An 18,877-nucleotide genomic window follows, 5' to 3' on the forward strand; every position below is an offset into this window, starting at 1 on the left:
ACCTCTTCCCTCTTCCCTCTTCCCTCTTCCCTCTTACTTCTTACCTCTTCCCTGCTCCCTGCTCCCTGCTCCCTGCTCCCTAAAAACCAGAAATTTGTACCTCACAAGTCGTAGAATTGCTATAAAATTAAAATCAATAAAGAGTGGGAAATAGATGTAAGTAAGGAAACTATAAAAAGAACCATAAAAAAGTTGAACATGAAATGGAAAAGAATGAAGAGAGGAACGAGTAAAACCCCTCTCTTGGTGCGCATTCCCTAGGCGAGGTTCCCTCGCCGGGGTCGCACCGCTGATGAATGGGAACTAGACGTAAAAATACCCAGACTAAAAGAGCTAAAAGAGCAAGCTCAAAAAGGAGAAATTGAATTAAGATATTTAGATTAAAGTGGATTCTATTTGAAGCCAGATATTCCTTATGGATGGCAAGAAAAGTTAAAAAGAATAACTAGTAATAGTTCCCAAAGCAAAAGAATTAATGTTCTCGAATTAATGGGATGTTAAAATCAATTAGATTACGAAATCCATCAGGGTTCAATTGATAGTGAAATCGGGATTATTTTTTTTTTAGATAATTTTTTACTAAAATTATCTAAATTAACTGTAGTAGTCATGGACCAAGCTTCAATACACACAAGCAATAAAATTCTAGAAAAATTATAAGAATGGCAAGGTAATAATTTAGATATATTTTGGTTACATACTTACTCACCCAAGCACAAATTAATTGAAATTTTCTGGAAATTTATTAAGTATGAGTGGATTGAAATTGAGGCTTACGAAAACTGGAAAAGCTTTCTTAAATATCTCAAAAAAGTGCTTGACAATTTTGGGGAAGAATATGTAATTAATTTTGTTTAGGTGCTTAATAAGGGTTTGTAATATTTGTTAATTTTAATTCAACTAAAAATTACCTGAAGGAGGGAGCAAACAGGCTGAAATGCTTGGTATGTAAAGCTACTGGGGGGGCGACATGAATGGCTAGGTCGCTTATCCTGTCAGCTTCCTAGCCATTTATGTCGCCCCCCCAGCCCCAGGGCTGTTTCATTCCCTCAGAAAGCCCATATACTAAGAGAATGTGGTAAGATAATTAAAACAATGAGCTCTTCTTTGATTGAAAGACTCGGTCAAGTCAGGGATTTTCGTACAACTGACGGAAGACGACATCCATTGTGGGTGGTACTACTAATAGTGATCATGGGAACCATGAGTGGATACTTGGGTTACCGTGCCCTGGGAGATTTCGCACAACGTCACCGAGAAGATTTAATCGAAGCCTTAAAAATACCAAAAGGGCGTGTGCCATCTTACTCCACCATACGTCGTGTCATGATGGGTATAGATTTTGATAACTTTGCCAAGGTCTTTCAAAGTTGGGCATCAGAGTATATCCAAATCAGTCCTAAACAAAGGCTCACGCATTGATGGCAAAAGTATTAGAGGCACAGTGAGAAATAGCAACACGAAATATCAGAATTTTCTTTGCGTGGTCTCGGTGTTCACTCATGATCAGGGTTTAGTATTAACTCAAAATCAGTTCGAGAACAAACATGGCAGTGAAATCAGTACAGTTCAAGCTTTGATTAAAACACTTCACTTAGAACAAGCAGTGTTGAGCTTGGATTCTCTACACTGCCAAAAAAAACCTGCGAGTTAATTATCAACAGTGGGAATCATTATGCCATTGCAGTAAAAAATAATCAGCCCAAGCTCTATCAACAGATTCAAGTCAATACACAATCGGCAGGGCCCCTGACAACTCATAACCGCAGAAAAAACATGGTCGCCTCACCAAAATACGTGTCAGTGTGTTTGATGATTTGACTGGTATCACTAACCAATGGACTGGCTTAAAAACCCTGATTAAGGTTGAAAGAACTTCGGCAGCGAGGTAGACAACCATATGTAATGGTTGCTTACTACATCAGTAGTTTGGTCGCTGATGCTGAGATTTTCGCACAAGGCATTCGTGGACATTGGGGAATTGAAAATCGCTTGCATTGGTCAAAGGATGTGGTTTTTCAAGAAGACCGTTCATCGATCACAGGAGCCCACGCTCCTGCCAATATGTCCATTATTCGTAGCATTGTCATTAATCTCCTACGTAGTAACGGTTTTTCATCTATGACTATTGCTCAAAGATTAATTAGCAACAACATCCCCACACTTTTGGCACTTTTGCAATAATTTTGGGAATGAAACAGCCCTGCCCCCAGCCCCCACACCCCACACCCCACACCCCACACCCCACACCTGAGGTCTTTGTTAAAAACCTACCCTTATGAGGGAACCCGACCGGGGTCGCACCGCTATACAAAATCTTTTTTTGTAAGCTTGGATAGCCATTTCTAATCTGATCAAGTTTGTCAAAATAAACCAGCCTTCACTTGACTCAATTCCTCGGTAGTTTCCCTGCCATTTCCCAGCTACGTTAAACGACCCAAATCCGTTGGTTTTGGTCACTCTAACGTCCTTTAGAAATAGACTCATACCAGGAGCTAATCCTAAGTTTTTTAACTCCACTAATAGATCGGATTCGGCCTCGACAAAGGTACTCTTTTTAAGCCGTAAACAAAAGTCTAATCCTTGTTGTGCCAGCCAATGACCCAGCTTGACTCCACCCCGCAAGGGCAATCTTCACGCTTCACCTAACCCCTAAAACCTAACCCCTGTAAGATTTTCAATTAGCTTGTCACCCCCTGAGGGATTCGGCTAAGACATCTAACTTCACTTGTTTGAGCAATTGTAAACTAATTACCATCAAGTTTAGAAATAGATACGCGCTCGTTACGCAGCTTCAGCAAGGATAATTTTTTGGTATAGCGCACGCTATCATTTTGTTGAGATAGGTTAGGGGGACTACTTTTGACCTATCTTTTTTTATCTCTTTCTGCTGTATCGCTGACTACATAAGACTCCCATGCCTCGTTCCCTGTCAGAATGCACCCAATTGATTGAGAGGTTTCACTAGACGTATTACCCATCAATTATCCTGCGGTGATTGGGGTTATTCTGAGAGTATCTATAGGAACTAAAAACTCACCTTTTTGGAGCTTAATATCCAGGGCATCAAGGACAAACAAAAACTCTAGAAGGCTCGCTGTTTGGTAGTCTTTATCTTCATATTCTATGATTTTTTCCTCGGTTAAACCAGCGATATCCGCCAGTTGTTTTTGGCTTATATTAGCAGCTAGTCGAGCTTTGATAATAAGTTGTGGTAAATTGTTAATATCATCAAGCTTCAGAACAATTGGAGTACGAACGTCATGGTTGATGAGGGTTTCGTATTCAGCAACTTCGGCTTTTAAAGCATTAAGATGACTTTGTAATGAATCGCGCTTAATCTTCCACCAACAATCATTTTTTTTTATATCTTCATCTTGAGCGTCATAAACAGATAAGTCAGATTCAAATTGACGAACTAATTCTTGGCTGTAGTCATACTGTCTTTGATTTTTAATCATGCTTCCCACCTCAATAAATCTATAGCAATAATTCCTTTGGCGTTTTTATCCCTATCCTTTTGAAAGAATTCTAGGGAGTTCATCTCGTAAATGCCCACTGGCTGCTCTGAAGGAAAAATCTCACCTTTATAGATAGCTTTTTGTGCATCGCGGTCGATAGGATTGAGTAATCTGGGTGCATGAGTAAGGAGATAATTTACATCCACATCTTCTGTATCCCAACATGCATCATAATCATTTGGTCTGGGCTTACTTGTGACAAAACTGCCATTGATATAAATGGTTCTACATCCCGCTGCCTTTAATTGCTCCATTGCTTTTTTGAGTCCTTCTATCTGGCGTAACCGCGTTACGTTAGTACCAAAACGCTCTTGAAATTCTAGCCATGTAGTCCAATATATGCCAGGTGGTAAGTTTCCTTTTTCATCAAAACCGGGTATTGTCATTTTAACGCAAAGCCAAGATTCGACATCTTTTAATCAGAGATGATAGAATAATTTTTCGACTGGCGGAGAATAGTTGCTAACTCTTCAATCCTTTGGCTTTGGAACAAGGTGGCTATGGGGAGATTGTTCCCTAACTGCTGCTGAATTTGAGCAATAAGCGCGAACTGCTAAAAGGGTAGTAGGGAGTAGCTCACAGGGGAACTGGTCTGGTTTTCCCGCAGATGAGCAATATACCTAATACTGGCTGAAAGCACTGCACTCTAAACCCTTGTATAGACTGTGCTTTATTTTTTTATGGCTGAAGGGACTTTGGTTACCTCTGGGGCGTTGCTTATCCAAGGAATGGTTTTCTTTCTATTATACCATTCCTTGAAGCAGCAACGCCCAAAATTATACTAGCTTTACATACCAAGCATTCCAGGCTATTTCCTCGCCCCTTCAGGAGAAACGCTCTATTTGAACTAGATGCCAAATTGCTCTTTAATACCTTGGATAAACGTCTTATCATCCAATTCTTTTCGATTAGCCACCATCATCCTGGCATCTTCGCCAGCAGTATATCGCAATTTATCAGTGCCATCTGTTGCTGCTTCATAAATCACGTTAGCAACAACGCTAGACTCGGAGGCATTCTCAAGTAAAGATTCCATCGAATTGAACAGCTTACCAATTAATTCTTGATACTCAGTTAAATTTTCATCGTTGCTCATATCAATAGAGCGACCAGCAAAATCCGTTTTGATAATCCCTGGTTCAATAATTTTAACTTTACAATTGATTGCTTTCAGTTCAAAACTCAGACCTTCGGAAATCCCCTCAACAGCAAATTTAGTCCCGTTATATAATGAAAATAATGGAAAGGTCATTTTGCCACCAATCGATGAAATATTAATTAAAATACCATCTTTATTTTGTCTGAAATGGGGTAGGATTGCTTTGGTTACATCCAATAGACCAATAACATTAACATCAAATTGTCTTGTTATCTTTTCCCTGGGGGTTGCTTCTAAAAGACCATAAACAGCATAACCGGCATTGTTTACCAAAACATCTATTTTGCCGAATTTTTCAATACCTAGCTGAATGGCTTTTGTAATTGAATCTTGGTCTAAAACATCTAGTCTTGTCACCAACACATTCTCAAGGGTAGTTAGTTCTGTTTCCTTTTCTGGAGTTCTCATGGTTGCAACCACGTTCCAACCCTTTTCCTGGAACAATTTTGCAGTTGCTTTTCCAATACCGCTGCTTGCTCCTGTAATTAAAATTGTCTTACTCATTTTGGATTCAAACTAAGTTTTGTTATTTGACTACGACAATTCACCTTTGAATGTCGATTCAGTTTGATCTTATACTAAGGAAGCGGTAAATTTCACTAGCAAGTTACGCCAAACTACATGCAACGTGCGCCAATCAAGAATTATTCACGTTATGTGACAACAAGGGAAAAGATGACTGTTGCTAAAGACAGATAATGTATAAGGTACTGCTATAGCTCACGCGCTAACTACCACTTGTCCTACAGGATGAGCCACACAAGTCAAAATCATGCCTTCGTTCCGTTCATCCTCTTTGAGAGCATCAGGTTCCTCGTCATACTCTACTTTCCCTTTGAGAAGCTTTTGCTTACAAGCACCACAGGCTCCCATGCGGCAACCGCTCGGTAATGCCACCCCTTCTTGTTCAGCCACATCTAGGATCACATCCTCTGCATCACAGGTGACTTCTTTCCCAGACTTAGCAAAGACTACAGTTGGTTCTGAACAGGTTGACGGTGATTTGACTAATTGCAGTTTAGGACGACCTTCCCCTGTGACTGCTTCAGCAGTTGTTGCTGTTGCTGTCTTTTTTGACAACTTTTTGCCACCAAAACTCTCTTCATAGTAGTTCTCCATCGGGAAGTCTAGACCGGCTAGCATGGCTTTCACCCGTGCCATAAAGGGATTCGGACCACAGACATAAACAATGCGATCGCGAAAATCAGGAGCCATCTGTTGCACCATGGCTTGATTAAGTCTTCCGGTATAACCCCACCAAGCTTGGTCTAGTTCTGGACGAGTGGTGGTAATAGCAGCCTTAAAGTTGGGGTGCAAAGCCGCCATCAACTCTAATTTCTGACGGAAGATGATATCTTTTGGGCTACGAGCGCTGTGGATAAAGAACACATCCACATCAGCGCCAATGTCACAAAGCCACTCAGACATGGACATCATCGGAGTAATCCCGCTACCTGCTGAGATGAACAACAGTTTATTAGCAGAATGGTCAGCACAGGTAAATTTCCCCATTGGGCCATTTAATCTCACCTCGGACCCAACTTTGATGTTGTCGTGCAACCAGTTAGACACCAAACCCGCTGGAACATCAGGAGTATCGGCTGGTGCTGGCACTCGCTTGACGGTAATTTCCAAAGTATAAGGACGTGAGGGTGCCGAAGAGATAGAGTAGGAACGCTTGACTGGTTTGCCATCAATCTCCAAATCCAGAGTGACAAACTGACCTGGCTTGTAGCTGAACAACATTGGCGGGTCTGCGGCAAAGCGAAAGGTCTTGACATCATGGGTCTGATCAATGATCTGCACACAGCGGACAGTAATCTCACCTTTAGTCCACTGCTTCATCCCAGTGCTATTGCCATCTACCACTAGGTTTTGTTGCTGGTTAGAATCATACTGCTGTAGTTTTTTGACCAGCAGCACAAAGTCACCGATGCGGATAATATCCTCTTCTCTCAGGAGCCAGTTCTGGTTAACATCCATCTCCTCATTATTGATCCGAGAGCCATCGGTGCTACCGAGGTCAGCAAAGTAATACTGTCCCCCTTGGCATAGGATTCTGGCATGTACACGACTCACTACAGGACTATCCAGAACTAGGTCACAACTCGGGTGACGACCAATCAGATACTGACCTTGAATCTGAGTTCCCGGTTTCAGGGTTTTTTCCTGTAACTCGTTGGTTTTAGAGTTGATAACTATAGTTTTCAGCATGTTTCGTGTCACTCCAGATTACCGCAATAATCGGTCAATTGTGTCAATTACTCAGGACTTACCCATAAACTCTGCCGCTAGGGTGGGTTGATAACACACCATACTAGGTAAGTGCGTTTGCGTTTGTTACCCAATTTGGCATAAGTCCTGGTAATGAACTATCAGAGGATGATGTGTGCTAACTTCAGGTGCGACAATCAAGCGAATTTAATTCTTAATGGTAAGAGCGCACCTAACATTTGAATTAACACTTGATATCAGCATCATACTTAGTACCCTTGACCTCTCGCAAAAGTTCAGGGAACGCGCCTCTTGAATACATAGCTATATACTTCTCAGGCTTTTGGGAATTTTTTATGCAACAGCATTTTCTGACAGCTCCATGTTTAGCTTGGCATCGCGATCAAGATTATTTCGCCCCTGAAACTTTTGATATCATCTAACGTCTGTAGTAGTCAGCCAGAAGCAGCGGTATTCGCATCTTATTTTGAAATGCCTACTGGATATGAAATTCAGGCGATAAGTATGTTTGTTTATTAATTTTGAAATCTTTTATGAGTAAGGCTTCTATAATTTAGATGCGTTTGCCCTGGCCAGAAGCTAGGGCATTTGATCATCCTAGCTGTTCAGACTATTGATGTGTTCAGGAAGATTCATCTCTATGAAATATCCGGTGCCAGTGTTATTATCACTCCTGACCCTATGTACTATTGGCTTAGGGACCGATAACGTATCTGCTCAATCGAATCGATGTGGCCAGATTCGTGCTGTGCGTCGCTTGGCGATTAGCGAAAATTTAGATAGCGATAATCTTGCTACCCTAGAATATAAGTACTGTGGACAGAGTAACCGACGTTCATCAAGTATTCAGTCACCACGAAATTCTTCTCAAGATTGCTTCGACCTGACTGTCATGGCAAAACTAGCGAGCATGACAGAAGAGGGAACAAGCTTTTTGGGTACGATTGAAAGTTTACAGCAAGTTATCTGCAATGGTCCTAGCCAAGGTCAGAGGTCTTCGTTAGAGTGGCCAAATGGGGAAACTGCCAAATCAGGGTCAAAATGGAAGTATCCCAACGGAACGACTGCCAAATTCGGGTCAAAATGGAAGTATACTAACGGAACGACTGCTAAAGTCGGGTCACAATTGAAGTATCCCAACGGAAAGACTGCCAAATTCGGGTCATCAGGTTCGTGGAAGTATCCTAACGGTCAGACTGCCCAATTGGGGTCACGTTGGTATACCCCTAAGGGTAGGACTACTTCAGTGGATAGTTTACTGAGCCAGGGTTGTAGTATAGTTGGCACCACAGAATGCGATCGCATTCTCACACACATCAACCGCTCTGACCGGAACCGCTATGACCAAAACAGCTATGACTCGAACCGCTCTGAAATTACCAGCAGAGACTATTTTTTACGGGATTTGTCAATCATGCAAATTCTTGACAGGCTGACTAGAGTAGCTGATTAAGCCTCAGGGGGTAACAAGCAGCCTTTTAAGCTCCTAAGGGTTTGAGTGCCTAGCCACTGGGTGTAGGGTTTACTGAATAATTACAGCCCTAATTAAAACCCTATACTAGATTTATTGACAACTGCTATAAGTAGCTAAACATAACTTTTGATAGCTAATAGCTGACAGCTCAATCCTTAGGATTGAATCGCGACCAAAATTATTTCAATGGTGAAACTTTTGATATCATCCAACGTCTCTACTAGCCAGTGAGAAGTCAGGGTCTTTGATAATCTTGGCTGTTCAGACTATTGATGTGTTCAGGAAGATTCATCTCCATGAAATATCCGATTCGAGTGTTATTATCACTCTTAACCTTATGCACTATTGGCTTAGGAACTAATAACGTATCTGCTGAATCTAATCAATGTCGGGAGATTCGTGCTGTGCGTCGCTTGGCGATTCGCGAAAACTTAGATAGGGATAATCTAGCTACCCTAGAAGATAAATACTGTGGAAATAGTAACTTACCTTCATCAAGTATTGAGTCACCACTAAATTCTTCTGAAGATTGCTTCGACCTGACCGCCATGGCAAAACTAGCCAGCATGACAGAAGACGCAAAAAGCTTTGTGGGTATGATTGAAGGTTTAAAACAGGTTACCTGCAAACGTCCTAGGCAAGGTCAGAGGTCTACCTTATACTGGCAAAATGGAAAAACAGCCAAATGGGGTTCAAATTGGTATTATCCCAACGGTGAGAGATTTAATTGGGGTTCAAATTGGTACTATCCCAACGGTGAGAGATTTAATTGGGGTTCAAATTTATACTATACCAACGGTGAGAGATTTAATTGGGGTTCAAATTGGTACTATCCCAACGGTGAAAGATTTAATTGGGGTTCAAATTTATACTATCCCAACGGTAATAGGATTAACTGGGGGTCAAATTGGTATACTCCTAAGGGTAGACCTACTTCAGTGGATAGTTTACTGAGCCAGGCTTGTAGTATAGTTGGCACCACAGAATGCGATCGCATTCTCACATACATCAACCGCGATGACCGGAACCGCGATGACTCGAACCGCTCTGAAACCGAGAGTAAAGAGGATTTCTTGCGGGATTTGTCAATCATGCAAATTCTTGACAGGCTTACTAGAGTAGCTGATTAAGCCTCAGGGGGTAACAAGCAGCCTTTTTAGCTCCTAAGGGTGTCGGGACCGACCTTGTTACTGGGTGTGGGGTGTAGTGAATAATTGCAGCCGTAATTAAAACCCTAGGTCAGCGGTCAGCGGTCAGCAGTCAGTGCTCAGCTATCATGGTCATTTTATTCAAAAACACCGATCAAGTAGCGTGGCACAGGCTTCTAGCCTGTGACCTAACCCATAAGCTGAACGCGCACGCGTGCCCGTAGCGCTAATCGCTGTTCGCTGTTCGCGCAGCGTGCGCGTAGCGCATAGACTGATAGCTGATAGCTGATAACTGATAGCTGATGACTGATAGCTGATAGCTAATGACTGATAGCTGATAGCTGATAGCTGATAGCTTACTTAATTAAGATGTAAGATCGCTATAGGCTCTATGGCCATGTGTGTGAGGATTTCTCTAAATGCGAGTTTTATTACTGTATCCGCTATTTCCGAAAACCTTTTGGTCTTATGACAAAATCCTTGAATTAGTTAATCGCAAAGTTTTATTGCCACCCTTAGGTCTAATTACTGTTGCTGCATTATTACCTCAAGACTGGGAATTTAAACTTGTTGACCGCAATATCCGAGACGTAACCGAAGCAGAATTTGAATGGGCAGATCTGGTGATAATCTCAGCGATGATTGTCCAAAAAACCGATGCCCTAAACCAAATTAAAGAAGCGAAACGACGTGGTAAATTAGTGGCATTTGGGGGACCTTATCCTACCTCTTTACCCGAAGAAGGAAAGAATGCAGGGGTGGATTTTCTAATCCTAGATGAAGGAGAAATCACCCTACCGATGTTTGTAGAGGCTTTACAGCGAGGGGAAACTAGTGGAACCTTTCGCACTACAGAGAAACCCGATGTCACTCAAACCCCGATTCCCCGCTATGATTTGTTAGAGCTTGATGCCTATGATTCAATGTCAGTCCAGTTTTCCCGGGGATGTCCTTTTCAGTGCGAGTTCTGCGACATAATTATTCTCTATGGCCGCAAACCGAGAACAAAGGAACCAGCCCAGCTTCTCAAGGAATTGGATTATCTCTATGAATTAGGCTGGCGGCGTGGTATCTTTATGGTGGATGACAACTTTATTGGGAATAAGCGTAACGTTAAGCTACTTCTGAAAGAGCTAAAAGTATGGCAAAAAGACCATCACTATCCCTTCCGATTTAATACGGAAGCATCGGTAGACCTAGCTGCGGATTCAGAATTGATGGACTTGATGGTAGAGTCTAACTTTGATGCTGTCTTTTTAGGAATTGAGACACCGGACGAAGAAAGCCTTAAACTAACCAAAAAATTCCAAAATACTCGTAGCTCTCTAACGGATGATGTAGATAAAATAATTCGTGCGGGATTACGACCAATGGCAGGGTTTATTATTGGTTTTGATGGAGAGAAACAAGGAGCTGGTTCCCGTATTATTAGTTTTGTTGAACAGGCTGCTATCCCTACAGCCATGTTTGGTATGTTACAAGCGTTACCCAATACTGCTCTGTGGAATCGCTTAGAAAAAGAAGGACGTTTGCGAGATAACACTAAAAAAGATATCAATCAAACTACCCTCATGAACTTTGTTCCTACTCGTCCCATTGAGGAGATTGGTAAAGAATACATCGAAGCATTCTGGACGCTATACGAACCTGAACGCTATATAGACCGAGCCTATAAATGTTTTTTAAAGCTTGGCCCCCCTAAATGCAAAGCCCCATTCAAAATCCCAGATTTGGTAGATTTGAAAGCTCTGGCGACTGTAATTTGGCGTCAAGGGTTTAAGCGCAGTACTCGCTGGAAATTCTGGCATCATTTATTTGGTATTTTCAGGCACAATCCAGCTGTGTGGGAACATTACCTTACTCTATGCGCTCACAACGAACACTTTCTTGAATATCGTCAAATTGTCCGGGATGAAATTGGAAGACAGTTAGTTGATACTAATCCTAAGTTGATGGATAAAAAATTAATAGAGATATAGCAATTATCAGCAACATTTTAGGGATATTACTTATCCTTTTAAGGCAAGAGGCAAGAGGCAAAAGGCAAAAGGGAATAGCAATGCAGCGCTAAAACCCTCGGCATTGCTGAGTCTTCGGATGAATATGAGTGGGGTGGGCATCCTGCCCGCCCGAAAATATATTGAAACTGGCAAGATGCCAGTTCCACCAAGATGCCAGTTCCACCAAGATGCCAGTTCCACCAAGATGCCCATTCCACCAAACTATTAAAATCATCCCGCATTTATGCAACGCCTGATTAACTCTTGCCTCTTGCCTCTTGCCTCTTGCCTCTTGCCTTTCCTTAGCACGATTATGTTCACCAATCAAATACAAACCCTATATGGCCTTGATAGTTAAATCTCTCAAGGTAAAGGTGAAGTCCAGTTTTTTGGTTGTGCTAATAAATTCAATGATGACTTCAGTAGCAACTGCTGTAGTCATCAGCACTAAATTCCGAGCTAATGGATAATCACAAACATCATCATTAACTGGGGAAGGAACTCGATAATTTTCATTCCAAATTATCTCACTGTAGTCTTCTGCTAACCCAACATGAAGACAAGGGATTTGGGAATTATCACAGTAATCTTTTACGGCTTGACGAGCGACACTGTTATCAAAGGTGTCAATGACTAAAGTAGAATTCTTCAGTAATTGTTTGCTATTAGCTGTAGTTAATTCCTTGACCTTAGCCTCCAATTTTACCCCAACCGCTTGGTAGAGAGAATTGGCAAGGATTTTGGCTTTATGGGCACCAATATCAGAGCGGTAGTAGGGTTGGGTAGAAAGATTGCGCTCTTCAATGCGATCGCAATCAATAACCTTGAGCTTTCCAAACCCTGAACGAGCCAAATTTTCAGTAATATTGGCTCCAAGTGCTCCCGCACCACACACGGTCACGGGGTAGTCACGTAACTCAGCCATGACTTGGGAGCTACGGTAGAGTTGTTCGTGGAAAAAAATTGACATCATCCTAATCCCAATTATCTCGTGCCTCAATCACCCCAACCAAGGACTGTAAATCAAAATCGCGATCGCGTCCACTTAGACAAATCCCGGAACTGATTACAGTCAGATCCTGTTTAGATATCGCTGATGTGTGGTGTTCACCGTTAGCAGTTCTCCACTGCACCTGCCAAAATTCTCCCCGGTCATGGAACTGTTGCAGTGCTCCCCCACCCATTTCCAAAGCTTGTTCCAGCCTTCTGTGATCCCGTTGATGCAGAGCTTTACCTTTAAAATCTTTAGTCTGTTGTGTTACCAAGTCATAAACTATTCTCATTTCTGGTGTCAGCCCCTTTACATCCAGTTCTTCAGGTGGTGTTATTTGCTTTAACTGCTCTCTAAGTTGTTCTGCTAGTAACGGATCTCCCTTACGGTCAAGCTGCTGAAACCACCAAGCCTTACCATCCCCACGAGCCACCACTTGTTCAAAAGCTACCCCCCCCTCCACCAGATGCACAGGGATAGGTTTAACCGTGCCAAAACGCTGACGAGCATCCGATTCATTGACTGGATACCCTAGCCAGGTCTTTCCCGACAATTGATAAGCTAGTCGTAAACGCAACGGTTGGAGCAGTTGCCAATACTCCTCAAGTTGAAACACATCTGGCTCTTCCACCACAGTTGCCACTTTCTCGTTGACTGGCTGAAAAATACCCCATCCTTCAAAGTTACGAGGTTTAGGGGAAAATGTATAAATCATTCCAGCAACACGAGTTCTTACCCGTCCCCCACGTACACAGGGAGCGAGGAATTGATTGTCACTCAGTTGCGCTTCCTTTGCAGCAATTTGATTGATGAGGTCGAGGATATTTGCCATGATCCTGCTCGATGGTTATAAATAAAGCACTACCCATTAAAGTTAGAACATTGATACAAGCAGCAAAAGCAGTTTTAATCAACTTTTGCCTTTTGCCTTTTGCCTCTTGCCTTGCGCGTAGCGCTATAATGTGCAAGTCGCCAGAGCGAAAGCGTTCGTCACTTAAAAGGAACTCCGTATGTATTTGTTATTGACACAAATAAACAACCATTGAATCCTATCTCAGCAAAAAAAGCTCGCCGGTTACTAGATAAAGGTAAGGCTGCGGTTTTCAGAATTTACCCGTTCACGATCATCTTGAAAACTGCGGTTAATAATCCCACCATCTCACCCTGCCAAATCAAGATTGATCCTGGCAGCAAGGTGACTGGATTTGCCTTATAGCAACCCTAAATGATTTGTGACAAGTGAGAGGCTTGAAATCCAGGTATAACAAGGATCACGTTTCGTAACATTACCACAACCTATTTATGATTGCTATAGTTTGACACTTTACCTTGTCTTCCATGTATAAAAAACCTTCTTGGTAATTGGAAAACATCCAGCAGGTAAAATACTACCACATCCGATTAAAAAATTAGGGATTTATCATAACTTCATCAATTAAATCTTTAGCAACCCTATTCATCTGCTCCTCATTCTTCCTTCTAAGACGATTGTATATCCAGTCGAAAATTAATGGATTCTGACGGCGATTATCGTAAATTTTGGTTTGTAAGTACCAAGACTTTTGAGTGAGTTCTTGTGGTGTTAATCTTTGGTTAATAGTTTGTTCCCAGAGTTCTTCAGCACATTCTTTTAAACGATCTAATCTAGATGCAGCTTCAATATTATTAAGGTACTGTGTTATTCCTAGTTTCAAAACAGGTAATAGAGGTAATACTACTGCTAACAAACATTTTTCCAAGGTTAACCCACCAATCAAGCTTATTAAAAATAAAACTATTGTTAATACAGCAACTCCGATTCCTATCAAGCGGGCATAGCGGCGACGAAGTTGGGCATCCCACCAGCAATTAGAACGCTGACAAATTATACGAGCTAACTCTATTGATAATTGACCAACACTTACTGGATACCAATTCTTGAGTTTGGAAAAGTCGGGGTCTATAAGCTTATGTCTTGAAGATGCTTCTATAATAGATTCTGGTTCCGTTCGGCTTTCACAATTAAGATGATTACCATTGATTTCCAGCACATCACAATCAAATAATTGCTGTATTTTAGCTGCTTTTTCTTGGAGAGACTTCTGCCAAGGTTCAAACCATATAATACTGATTATAGTAATAGCAATACCCCAAAAAGCAGCATAAACTTGAAAGTTAGGAACGACCGCTACCAAGATAGAAAAAATAAGGGCAAATGGAACAGCTAAAACCATCTGAATCCCTTGGATTTTTTTAGCATCTGAGTAAAATTGTCGCTGTGCAGCTAGACGTTCTAACTGCTTTATTTCCGATTGCTCTTGGGGTATTTGATTCATTTTTAAGAGTTCGTAAACCTGTTGTCGTAGACTAAATTCCACCAATAAAATGCTTTTTTTATATCACCTTTATTTTTTGCTTCAAGTGCATTTTGAGAGCGCTTTAGGGCAGTAGACAGTTTAGATAAGGCATCATTGAACTTAGCTTCTGTCGAGCAGGGGCTAATATACCCAGAAATTCCCATTGGATCTTGCATGTTTGCTAATTCAACGCTGTACAAGTGTGAAAAAACTCGTTTTACATCTATGTCATAAACGATAGTCTTTTCTCCTTGAGCATACTTGGCTATACGTAATTCCAAATAGAAAGAAGAAATTGGTACGTTTTGATAGTATTTCCAAGCTTTGATGAAACGAATCAGAGACTTGAGTTTACCATTAAATTGTTGATCTACTTCTCGCACATAAGCATTGTGAGTTTCTGGACTGGAAAGCATCCATCCGCCACCGCCAAGACAATCAGGAATTTTATAGGTTGGATAAGTGCTATTTTTTCCGCTATATATTGCTGATGTTATTTCTGTAGATTCTTTTGCATCACTGCCAAAAGGACATACAACAGCAGGACAGTCTACATGAACATTTGTTCTGGGAAATCTTCTATTTAGTACTTCTTTTAGTTGAGTCAAAGCCCTTGAAGAATTAGAATTTAGTTTGCCATCAGAAATATATGCAAAGTAATCTACATCGCTATATCCAGAAATGCTTGTCCCATTGCCAAATGAACCTGTACGAAAAAATCGACACAATCGAAAGTTTGCTTTTAGACAATCTTCAATTGAGGATCTATGATTTTTTGCTGCTTGAGATTCATTAAGTGATGGAGTTAATTTTGAAAGAAAATTTCTAAATCCTTCATCAATTGTTCTTGGCACTATTACCTCTACTCATTTAGTACAATAGTATAGCAATCCTAAATAGGTTGTGGTAAGTTTACGAAACGTGATCCTTGTTATACCTGAGTTTCAAGCCGCTCACTTGTCACAAATCATTTAGGGTTGCTATAGTGGTTTTACTTCTGCTGTATCTTGATAACGACGAATTAATCTTTTAACGAAAAACAAGCTAACTTGAAAGCGTTTTGCTAGTTTTATTTGTGAACATTCTTTGGCTTCATAGGCATTGATGATCCGTTGTCGTAGGTCAATCGAATAAGCAGCAGGCATCAATCTTTTTATTTATACTATAGCAGTCCTAAATGATTCGTGAAATATATTGCCCAAACCGAACGCTATAACCCTTGCCCAGCAACGATTCCAGATTTTTATGATTTTACAAATGATTTAGGATTGCTATACTATTATAGCTTATCACCGTTTGGGGTCTACTCAAATGAAAACTGCTGTAACCGTGCCAAAGCGCTGACGAGCATCGGATTCATTAGAGCTATTTCAAAAGTTTTTTGTGATATAATAAAAGATTTATTTTTTAATTTAGACAACCAAATTTAAGCATGAAATATTGGAAAGCCACAAAACTATCCTCTAAAAAATTCAAACGACTTACAGGTTGCCTATTGCCTATTGCCTTGCGCGTAGCGCTATAATGTGCAAGTCGCCAGAGCCAAAGCGTTCGTCACTTAGAAGGAACTCCGCCGGTGAGTTACTACACACTCTTTAAATGATGGCTACTTCTAAGCCCACATTCCGGGTTCTTTGCGCCTTCCTCGCTTCACGCCCGCTACGTTAGCTGTCCGACAAAATTCATTACGCATTAGGTGTGGGATGAATTTTGCACAGGGTATGGATGGAATTGCTATAATATAAGTACTGGTAAACAAAGCCGAAAATGCTGGTTTGTCAGCCACCTACGTGCCTAAAAAATAGAACTTATTGTATTGTTCCGGTGCGGAGGGGCATCCCGTGTCGTTAATAAAGCTTACCGAGTATCCGAAGCGATGGCTGGAGTTGGTAAGAAGCCCACACTGTAATCTTCGATTCAGTGTGGGAGTATGTCACCAAGAGTTTGAGTATCTAACTGAGCAGCTTCAGCAGCAACTTGTGCCTTGAACGCAGAAACGCGATCGCTTGTCTGTGCCTGTTCTAGCTTTGCCTCAATCAACTCCTTGACCTGTGGGTGTTCCATCGCACCCCGCCCTTGGAGGGATTTGAGATTATTAATTACCTCTTGGGGTGTCATGGAATTAATTAGGGCTACCAACACCGTAGGAGTGACAGAGCGCACAGCACCAATGGCGATGGTATAGGGAATCTTATGTTCAACAATCAATTGCGCCTGTTCAGCAGCAGTTTCCGTTTTCGCTAACTGCTTCAGTATCCAAGCTAAGGAACCTTCTGGAGGATGATCCTTAAATAAGACTGCATCTGCTCTAGGGCTAGGCTTAATATGTAAACTAGCATAGAGATGCTTCATCGCCTTTCGACCCCGCAATGCCGCTCGGTCAAACAAGGCTGGAGTCTTTTCCCGTGTTTTAAGGTAGCGCCGCACTGCTGTCCGAGCCGAACGAGGCACCTTATTGCGCTGCTGCTTCATGAAATCCACTACTCGTGCCACCTGGTAGGGTGGGAATTTTTGCAGCATCACAAAGCCAGCATCTCGGTGTTCGGTCAAATTGCTAGTCAACAAATGACCTAGAAACACTTCTTTGTGGTCACGGACATCCCCATGATTTTCGTACCAAACCGCTAAGTGACCGTAAAAAATTGGGTCAATTTCTACCATCAGTTGGTGCAATTCTGTCACTTGCTCCAGCTTACGATGGGGTGTAGTTAATAAACTGTTTAGTAATTCTAAACGCAGGTCACGCTCTTCAGTTTTCATAGGATTCACCTCCTATGGTCCTATGTAATTTCTGGATAAATCTATAATTTACTTGGTTGTTTAGTTATTAGGTTATTGGGTTGTTTAGTTGTTCGCGTAGCGTGGCCTAAAGGCCAAGGTTGATTAAAAATTTACCTAAAATACATCAACTAAGCCACGATTTATTAGCAGTGTTTTGAATTACCTTGTCTTGATGCAGTCGCTCATGGGGGAAACCCCCAAGACCGCGCTGCATCGCTTCGCGCAAGTTCAGAAAGCCGTTGTTTCACACACGGGATTTGAACCCGTATATACTTGAACAGAATCAAGTGCCTTACCATTTGGCTAGTATGTACTAAAGCTTTCCGGGTCAGGGCGCGAAAGTGACTCAGTGAATTTTTAAATTGTTTAGTTATGGCAGCTGATTTCCACTAGAATTATGGTCCCCGCGCAAGTCAGTAAAGCTTTTAATAAAATGATGCTCTATCCATTTGAGCTACAGCGGCAAATAGCGCCGCTGATAGGATTCGAACCTATAACCTTCCGATTAGTAGATCGGTAGTATGTAAGCTTCAGCAGTTAGGGCGCGGGGGTAAATTTAAAACAATTGCTCTTGTGCAAGTTAACGAAAGATTTATAGCAACTTACAATCGTCCTTTAACCAGTACTTTTATCACTCTGTAGCATGATTTGTAAATTATTCCTAGAAGGTTGAATCAATCGCGCAAGTTCAGAAAGCTGTTGTTTCACACACGGGATTTGAACCCGCATATTCTCGATGATGAGTCAAGTGCCTTACCGTTTGGCTAGTATGAAAGCTTTCCGGGTCAGGGCGCGAAAGTGACTCAGTTAATTTTAAAATTGCTTGTTTATAGCAGTTAAAACCACTATAATTGGGGTTCCCGCGCAAGTTAGTAAAGCTTTTGAAAACATGATGCTCTATCCATTTGAGCTACAGCGGCCAATAGCGCCACTGATAGGATTCGAACCTATAACCTTCCGATTCGTAGTCGGTAGTATGTAAGCTTCAGCGGTTAGGGCGCGGGGGGAAAATTGGAACACTTGCTCCTGTGCAAGTTAACAACAAATTTATAGCAAATTATGACCGCATTTTAACCGGTAATTTTATGAGTTTTTAGCATAATTTTGTAGTTATTTATATAAGATTGAATCAATGTCTTGATGCAGTCGCTCATGGGGGAAACCCCCAAGACCGCGCTGCATCGCTTCGCGCAAGTTCAGAAAGCCGTTGTTTCACACACGGGATTTGAACA

18 protein-coding genes, 3 tRNA genes and 1 pseudogene are annotated in these 18,877 nt (G+C 41.6%); 7 read left to right on the forward strand and 15 right to left on the reverse strand.

Annotation, left to right across the window (positions count from 1 at the left end; translation table 11 throughout):
* Positions 1–1,095: 1,095 nt before the first annotated feature.
* The gene (locus F6J99_RS24640) at positions 1,096–1,422 is read left to right on the forward strand and encodes a transposase family protein (protein ID WP_293116210.1); all 327 of its coding nucleotides are present in this window, start codon (positions 1,096–1,098) and stop codon (positions 1,420–1,422) included.
* Positions 1,423–1,866: 444 nt separating this feature from the next.
* On the forward strand, positions 1,867–2,184 hold the full coding sequence (locus tag F6J99_RS24645; RefSeq protein ID WP_293116212.1) for an ISAs1 family transposase: 318 nt from the start codon (positions 1,867–1,869) through the stop codon (positions 2,182–2,184).
* 123 nt (positions 2,185–2,307) lie between these two features.
* Here the strand turns inward: F6J99_RS24645 and F6J99_RS24650 are convergent.
* The 5 genes and pseudogenes from F6J99_RS24650 to F6J99_RS24670 all read right to left on the reverse strand — a co-directional run.
* Positions 2,308–2,613, reverse strand: a pseudogene (locus tag F6J99_RS24650) (IS4 family transposase); the annotation flags it as partial.
* A gap of 371 nt (positions 2,614–2,984) precedes the next feature.
* On the reverse strand, positions 2,985–3,461 hold the full coding sequence (locus F6J99_RS24655) for a helix-turn-helix transcriptional regulator (RefSeq protein ID WP_293116214.1): 477 nt from the start codon (positions 3,459–3,461) through the stop codon (positions 2,985–2,987).
* Positions 3,458–3,907: a hypothetical protein gene (locus tag F6J99_RS24660; protein ID WP_293116216.1), complete on the reverse strand. Its 450-nt coding sequence runs from the start codon at positions 3,905–3,907 to the stop codon at positions 3,458–3,460. Before F6J99_RS24660 ends, F6J99_RS24655 begins: the two co-directional genes overlap by 4 nt.
* Positions 3,908–4,368: 461 nt before the next feature.
* A complete protein-coding gene (locus F6J99_RS24665; protein ID WP_293116218.1) occupies positions 4,369–5,184 on the reverse strand; it encodes an SDR family oxidoreductase in 816 nt (271 codons plus the stop codon).
* Positions 5,185–5,400: 216 nt separating this feature from the next.
* Positions 5,401–6,894 (reverse strand): FHA domain-containing protein, encoded by a 1,494-nt coding sequence (locus tag F6J99_RS24670; RefSeq protein ID WP_293116220.1) that lies wholly within the window; start codon positions 6,892–6,894, stop codon positions 5,401–5,403.
* Between the two features lie 673 nt (positions 6,895–7,567).
* On the opposite strand from F6J99_RS24670, the gene F6J99_RS24675 reads away from it, so the two are divergent.
* The 3 genes from F6J99_RS24675 (at position 7,568) to F6J99_RS24685 (ending at position 11,516) form a co-directional block, all read left to right on the forward strand.
* A complete protein-coding gene (locus tag F6J99_RS24675; RefSeq protein ID WP_293116221.1) occupies positions 7,568–8,368 on the forward strand; it encodes a hypothetical protein in 801 nt (266 codons plus the stop codon).
* A 317-nt stretch (positions 8,369–8,685) separates the two neighbouring features.
* Positions 8,686–9,519 carry a hypothetical protein gene (locus F6J99_RS24680; protein WP_293116223.1) on the forward strand — a complete coding sequence of 278 codons (834 nt, stop codon included), beginning with the start codon at positions 8,686–8,688 and terminating at the stop codon, positions 9,517–9,519.
* 437 nt (positions 9,520–9,956) lie between these two features.
* Positions 9,957–11,516, forward strand: a complete 1,560-nt coding sequence (locus tag F6J99_RS24685; RefSeq protein WP_293116225.1) for a B12-binding domain-containing radical SAM protein — start codon at positions 9,957–9,959, stop codon at positions 11,514–11,516.
* A gap of 38 nt (positions 11,517–11,554) precedes the next feature.
* Here the strand turns inward: F6J99_RS24685 and F6J99_RS24690 are convergent, their stop codons facing one another.
* The 3 genes from F6J99_RS24690 to F6J99_RS24700 all read right to left on the reverse strand — a co-directional run bounded on the left by F6J99_RS24690 (position 11,555) and on the right by F6J99_RS24700 (position 13,360).
* Complete coding sequence (locus F6J99_RS24690; protein ID WP_293116227.1) at positions 11,555–11,779, reverse strand: hypothetical protein; 225 nt, start codon at positions 11,777–11,779, stop codon at positions 11,555–11,557.
* 95 nt (positions 11,780–11,874) lie between these two features.
* The gene (locus F6J99_RS24695) at positions 11,875–12,507 is read right to left on the reverse strand and encodes a ThiF family adenylyltransferase (protein ID WP_293116229.1); all 633 of its coding nucleotides are present in this window, start codon (positions 12,505–12,507) and stop codon (positions 11,875–11,877) included.
* A gap of 4 nt (positions 12,508–12,511) precedes the next feature.
* The gene (locus F6J99_RS24700) at positions 12,512–13,360 is read right to left on the reverse strand and encodes a hypothetical protein (RefSeq protein ID WP_070393158.1); all 849 of its coding nucleotides are present in this window, start codon (positions 13,358–13,360) and stop codon (positions 12,512–12,514) included.
* A gap of 189 nt (positions 13,361–13,549) precedes the next feature.
* On the opposite strand from F6J99_RS24700, the gene F6J99_RS24705 reads away from it, so the two are divergent.
* Positions 13,550–13,744 (forward strand): RRXRR domain-containing protein, encoded by a 195-nt coding sequence (locus F6J99_RS24705; RefSeq protein ID WP_293116239.1) that lies wholly within the window; start codon positions 13,550–13,552, stop codon positions 13,742–13,744.
* A gap of 193 nt (positions 13,745–13,937) precedes the next feature.
* Here F6J99_RS24705 and F6J99_RS24710 read toward each other — a convergent pair whose 3' ends face one another.
* From F6J99_RS24710 to F6J99_RS24720, 3 genes are all read right to left on the reverse strand, one after another.
* Positions 13,938–14,843, reverse strand: a complete 906-nt coding sequence (locus F6J99_RS24710; RefSeq protein ID WP_293116231.1) for an S-4TM family putative pore-forming effector — start codon at positions 14,841–14,843, stop codon at positions 13,938–13,940.
* Positions 14,844–14,845: 2 nt separating this feature from the next.
* The gene (locus F6J99_RS24715; protein ID WP_293116233.1) at positions 14,846–15,718 is read right to left on the reverse strand and encodes a nucleotidyltransferase; all 873 of its coding nucleotides are present in this window, start codon (positions 15,716–15,718) and stop codon (positions 14,846–14,848) included.
* A gap of 126 nt (positions 15,719–15,844) precedes the next feature.
* Positions 15,845–16,009 (reverse strand): hypothetical protein, encoded by a 165-nt coding sequence (locus tag F6J99_RS24720; RefSeq protein WP_293116235.1) that lies wholly within the window; start codon positions 16,007–16,009, stop codon positions 15,845–15,847.
* Positions 16,010–16,048: 39 nt separating this feature from the next.
* Here F6J99_RS24720 and F6J99_RS24725 point away from each other — a divergent pair, with 39 nt between their 5' ends.
* Positions 16,049–16,294, forward strand: coding sequence for a hypothetical protein (locus tag F6J99_RS24725; RefSeq protein WP_293116237.1), 246 nt, complete (start codon positions 16,049–16,051; stop codon positions 16,292–16,294).
* A gap of 487 nt (positions 16,295–16,781) precedes the next feature.
* Here F6J99_RS24725 and F6J99_RS24730 read toward each other — a convergent pair whose 3' ends face one another.
* The 4 genes from F6J99_RS24730 to F6J99_RS24745 all read right to left on the reverse strand — a co-directional run bounded on the left by F6J99_RS24730 (position 16,782) and on the right by F6J99_RS24745 (position 18,637).
* A complete protein-coding gene (locus F6J99_RS24730; RefSeq protein ID WP_365974091.1) occupies positions 16,782–17,624 on the reverse strand; it encodes a hypothetical protein in 843 nt (280 codons plus the stop codon).
* A 263-nt stretch (positions 17,625–17,887) separates the two neighbouring features.
* Positions 17,888–17,958, reverse strand: a tRNA-OTHER gene (locus F6J99_RS24735).
* A 389-nt stretch (positions 17,959–18,347) separates the two neighbouring features.
* Positions 18,348–18,419 (reverse strand) — tRNA-Met (locus F6J99_RS24740).
* Between the two features lie 152 nt (positions 18,420–18,571).
* A tRNA-OTHER gene (locus tag F6J99_RS24745) sits at positions 18,572–18,637 on the reverse strand.
* Between the last annotated feature and the right edge of the window lie 240 nt (positions 18,638–18,877).

The sequence above is a fragment of the Moorena sp. SIO4G3 genome (assembly GCF_010692305.1).
Taxonomy (GTDB): domain Bacteria; phylum Cyanobacteriota; class Cyanobacteriia; order Cyanobacteriales; family Coleofasciculaceae; genus Moorena; species Moorena producens_A.

What these genes read in the sequence shown, in the direction of transcription:
- F6J99_RS24670 (WP_293116220.1), bottom strand. Translation starts at nt 6,894, where the DNA reads ATGCTGAAAACTATAGTTATCAACTCTAAAACCAACGAGTTACAGGAA.
- F6J99_RS24695 (WP_293116229.1), bottom strand. Translation starts at nt 12,507, where the DNA reads ATGTCAATTTTTTTCCACGAACAACTCTACCGTAGCTCCCAAGTCATG.
- F6J99_RS24685 (WP_293116225.1), top strand. Translation starts at nt 9,957, where the DNA reads ATGCGAGTTTTATTACTGTATCCGCTATTTCCGAAAACCTTTTGGTCT.
- F6J99_RS24710 (WP_293116231.1), bottom strand. Translation starts at nt 14,843, where the DNA reads ATGAATCAAATACCCCAAGAGCAATCGGAAATAAAGCAGTTAGAACGT.
- F6J99_RS24660 (WP_293116216.1), bottom strand. Translation starts at nt 3,907, where the DNA reads ATGACAATACCCGGTTTTGATGAAAAAGGAAACTTACCACCTGGCATA.
- F6J99_RS24680 (WP_293116223.1), top strand. Translation starts at nt 8,686, where the DNA reads ATGAAATATCCGATTCGAGTGTTATTATCACTCTTAACCTTATGCACT.
- F6J99_RS24730 (WP_365974091.1), bottom strand. Translation starts at nt 17,624, where the DNA reads ATGAAAACTGAAGAGCGTGACCTGCGTTTAGAATTACTAAACAGTTTA.
- F6J99_RS24655 (WP_293116214.1), bottom strand. Translation starts at nt 3,461, where the DNA reads ATGATTAAAAATCAAAGACAGTATGACTACAGCCAAGAATTAGTTCGT.
- F6J99_RS24640 (WP_293116210.1), top strand. Translation starts at nt 1,096, where the DNA reads ATGAGCTCTTCTTTGATTGAAAGACTCGGTCAAGTCAGGGATTTTCGT.
- F6J99_RS24720 (WP_293116235.1), bottom strand. Translation starts at nt 16,009, where the DNA reads ATGCCTGCTGCTTATTCGATTGACCTACGACAACGGATCATCAATGCC.
- F6J99_RS24690 (WP_293116227.1), bottom strand. Translation starts at nt 11,779, where the DNA reads ATGCGGGATGATTTTAATAGTTTGGTGGAATGGGCATCTTGGTGGAAC.
- F6J99_RS24665 (WP_293116218.1), bottom strand. Translation starts at nt 5,184, where the DNA reads ATGAGTAAGACAATTTTAATTACAGGAGCAAGCAGCGGTATTGGAAAA.
- F6J99_RS24700 (WP_070393158.1), bottom strand. Translation starts at nt 13,360, where the DNA reads ATGGCAAATATCCTCGACCTCATCAATCAAATTGCTGCAAAGGAAGCG.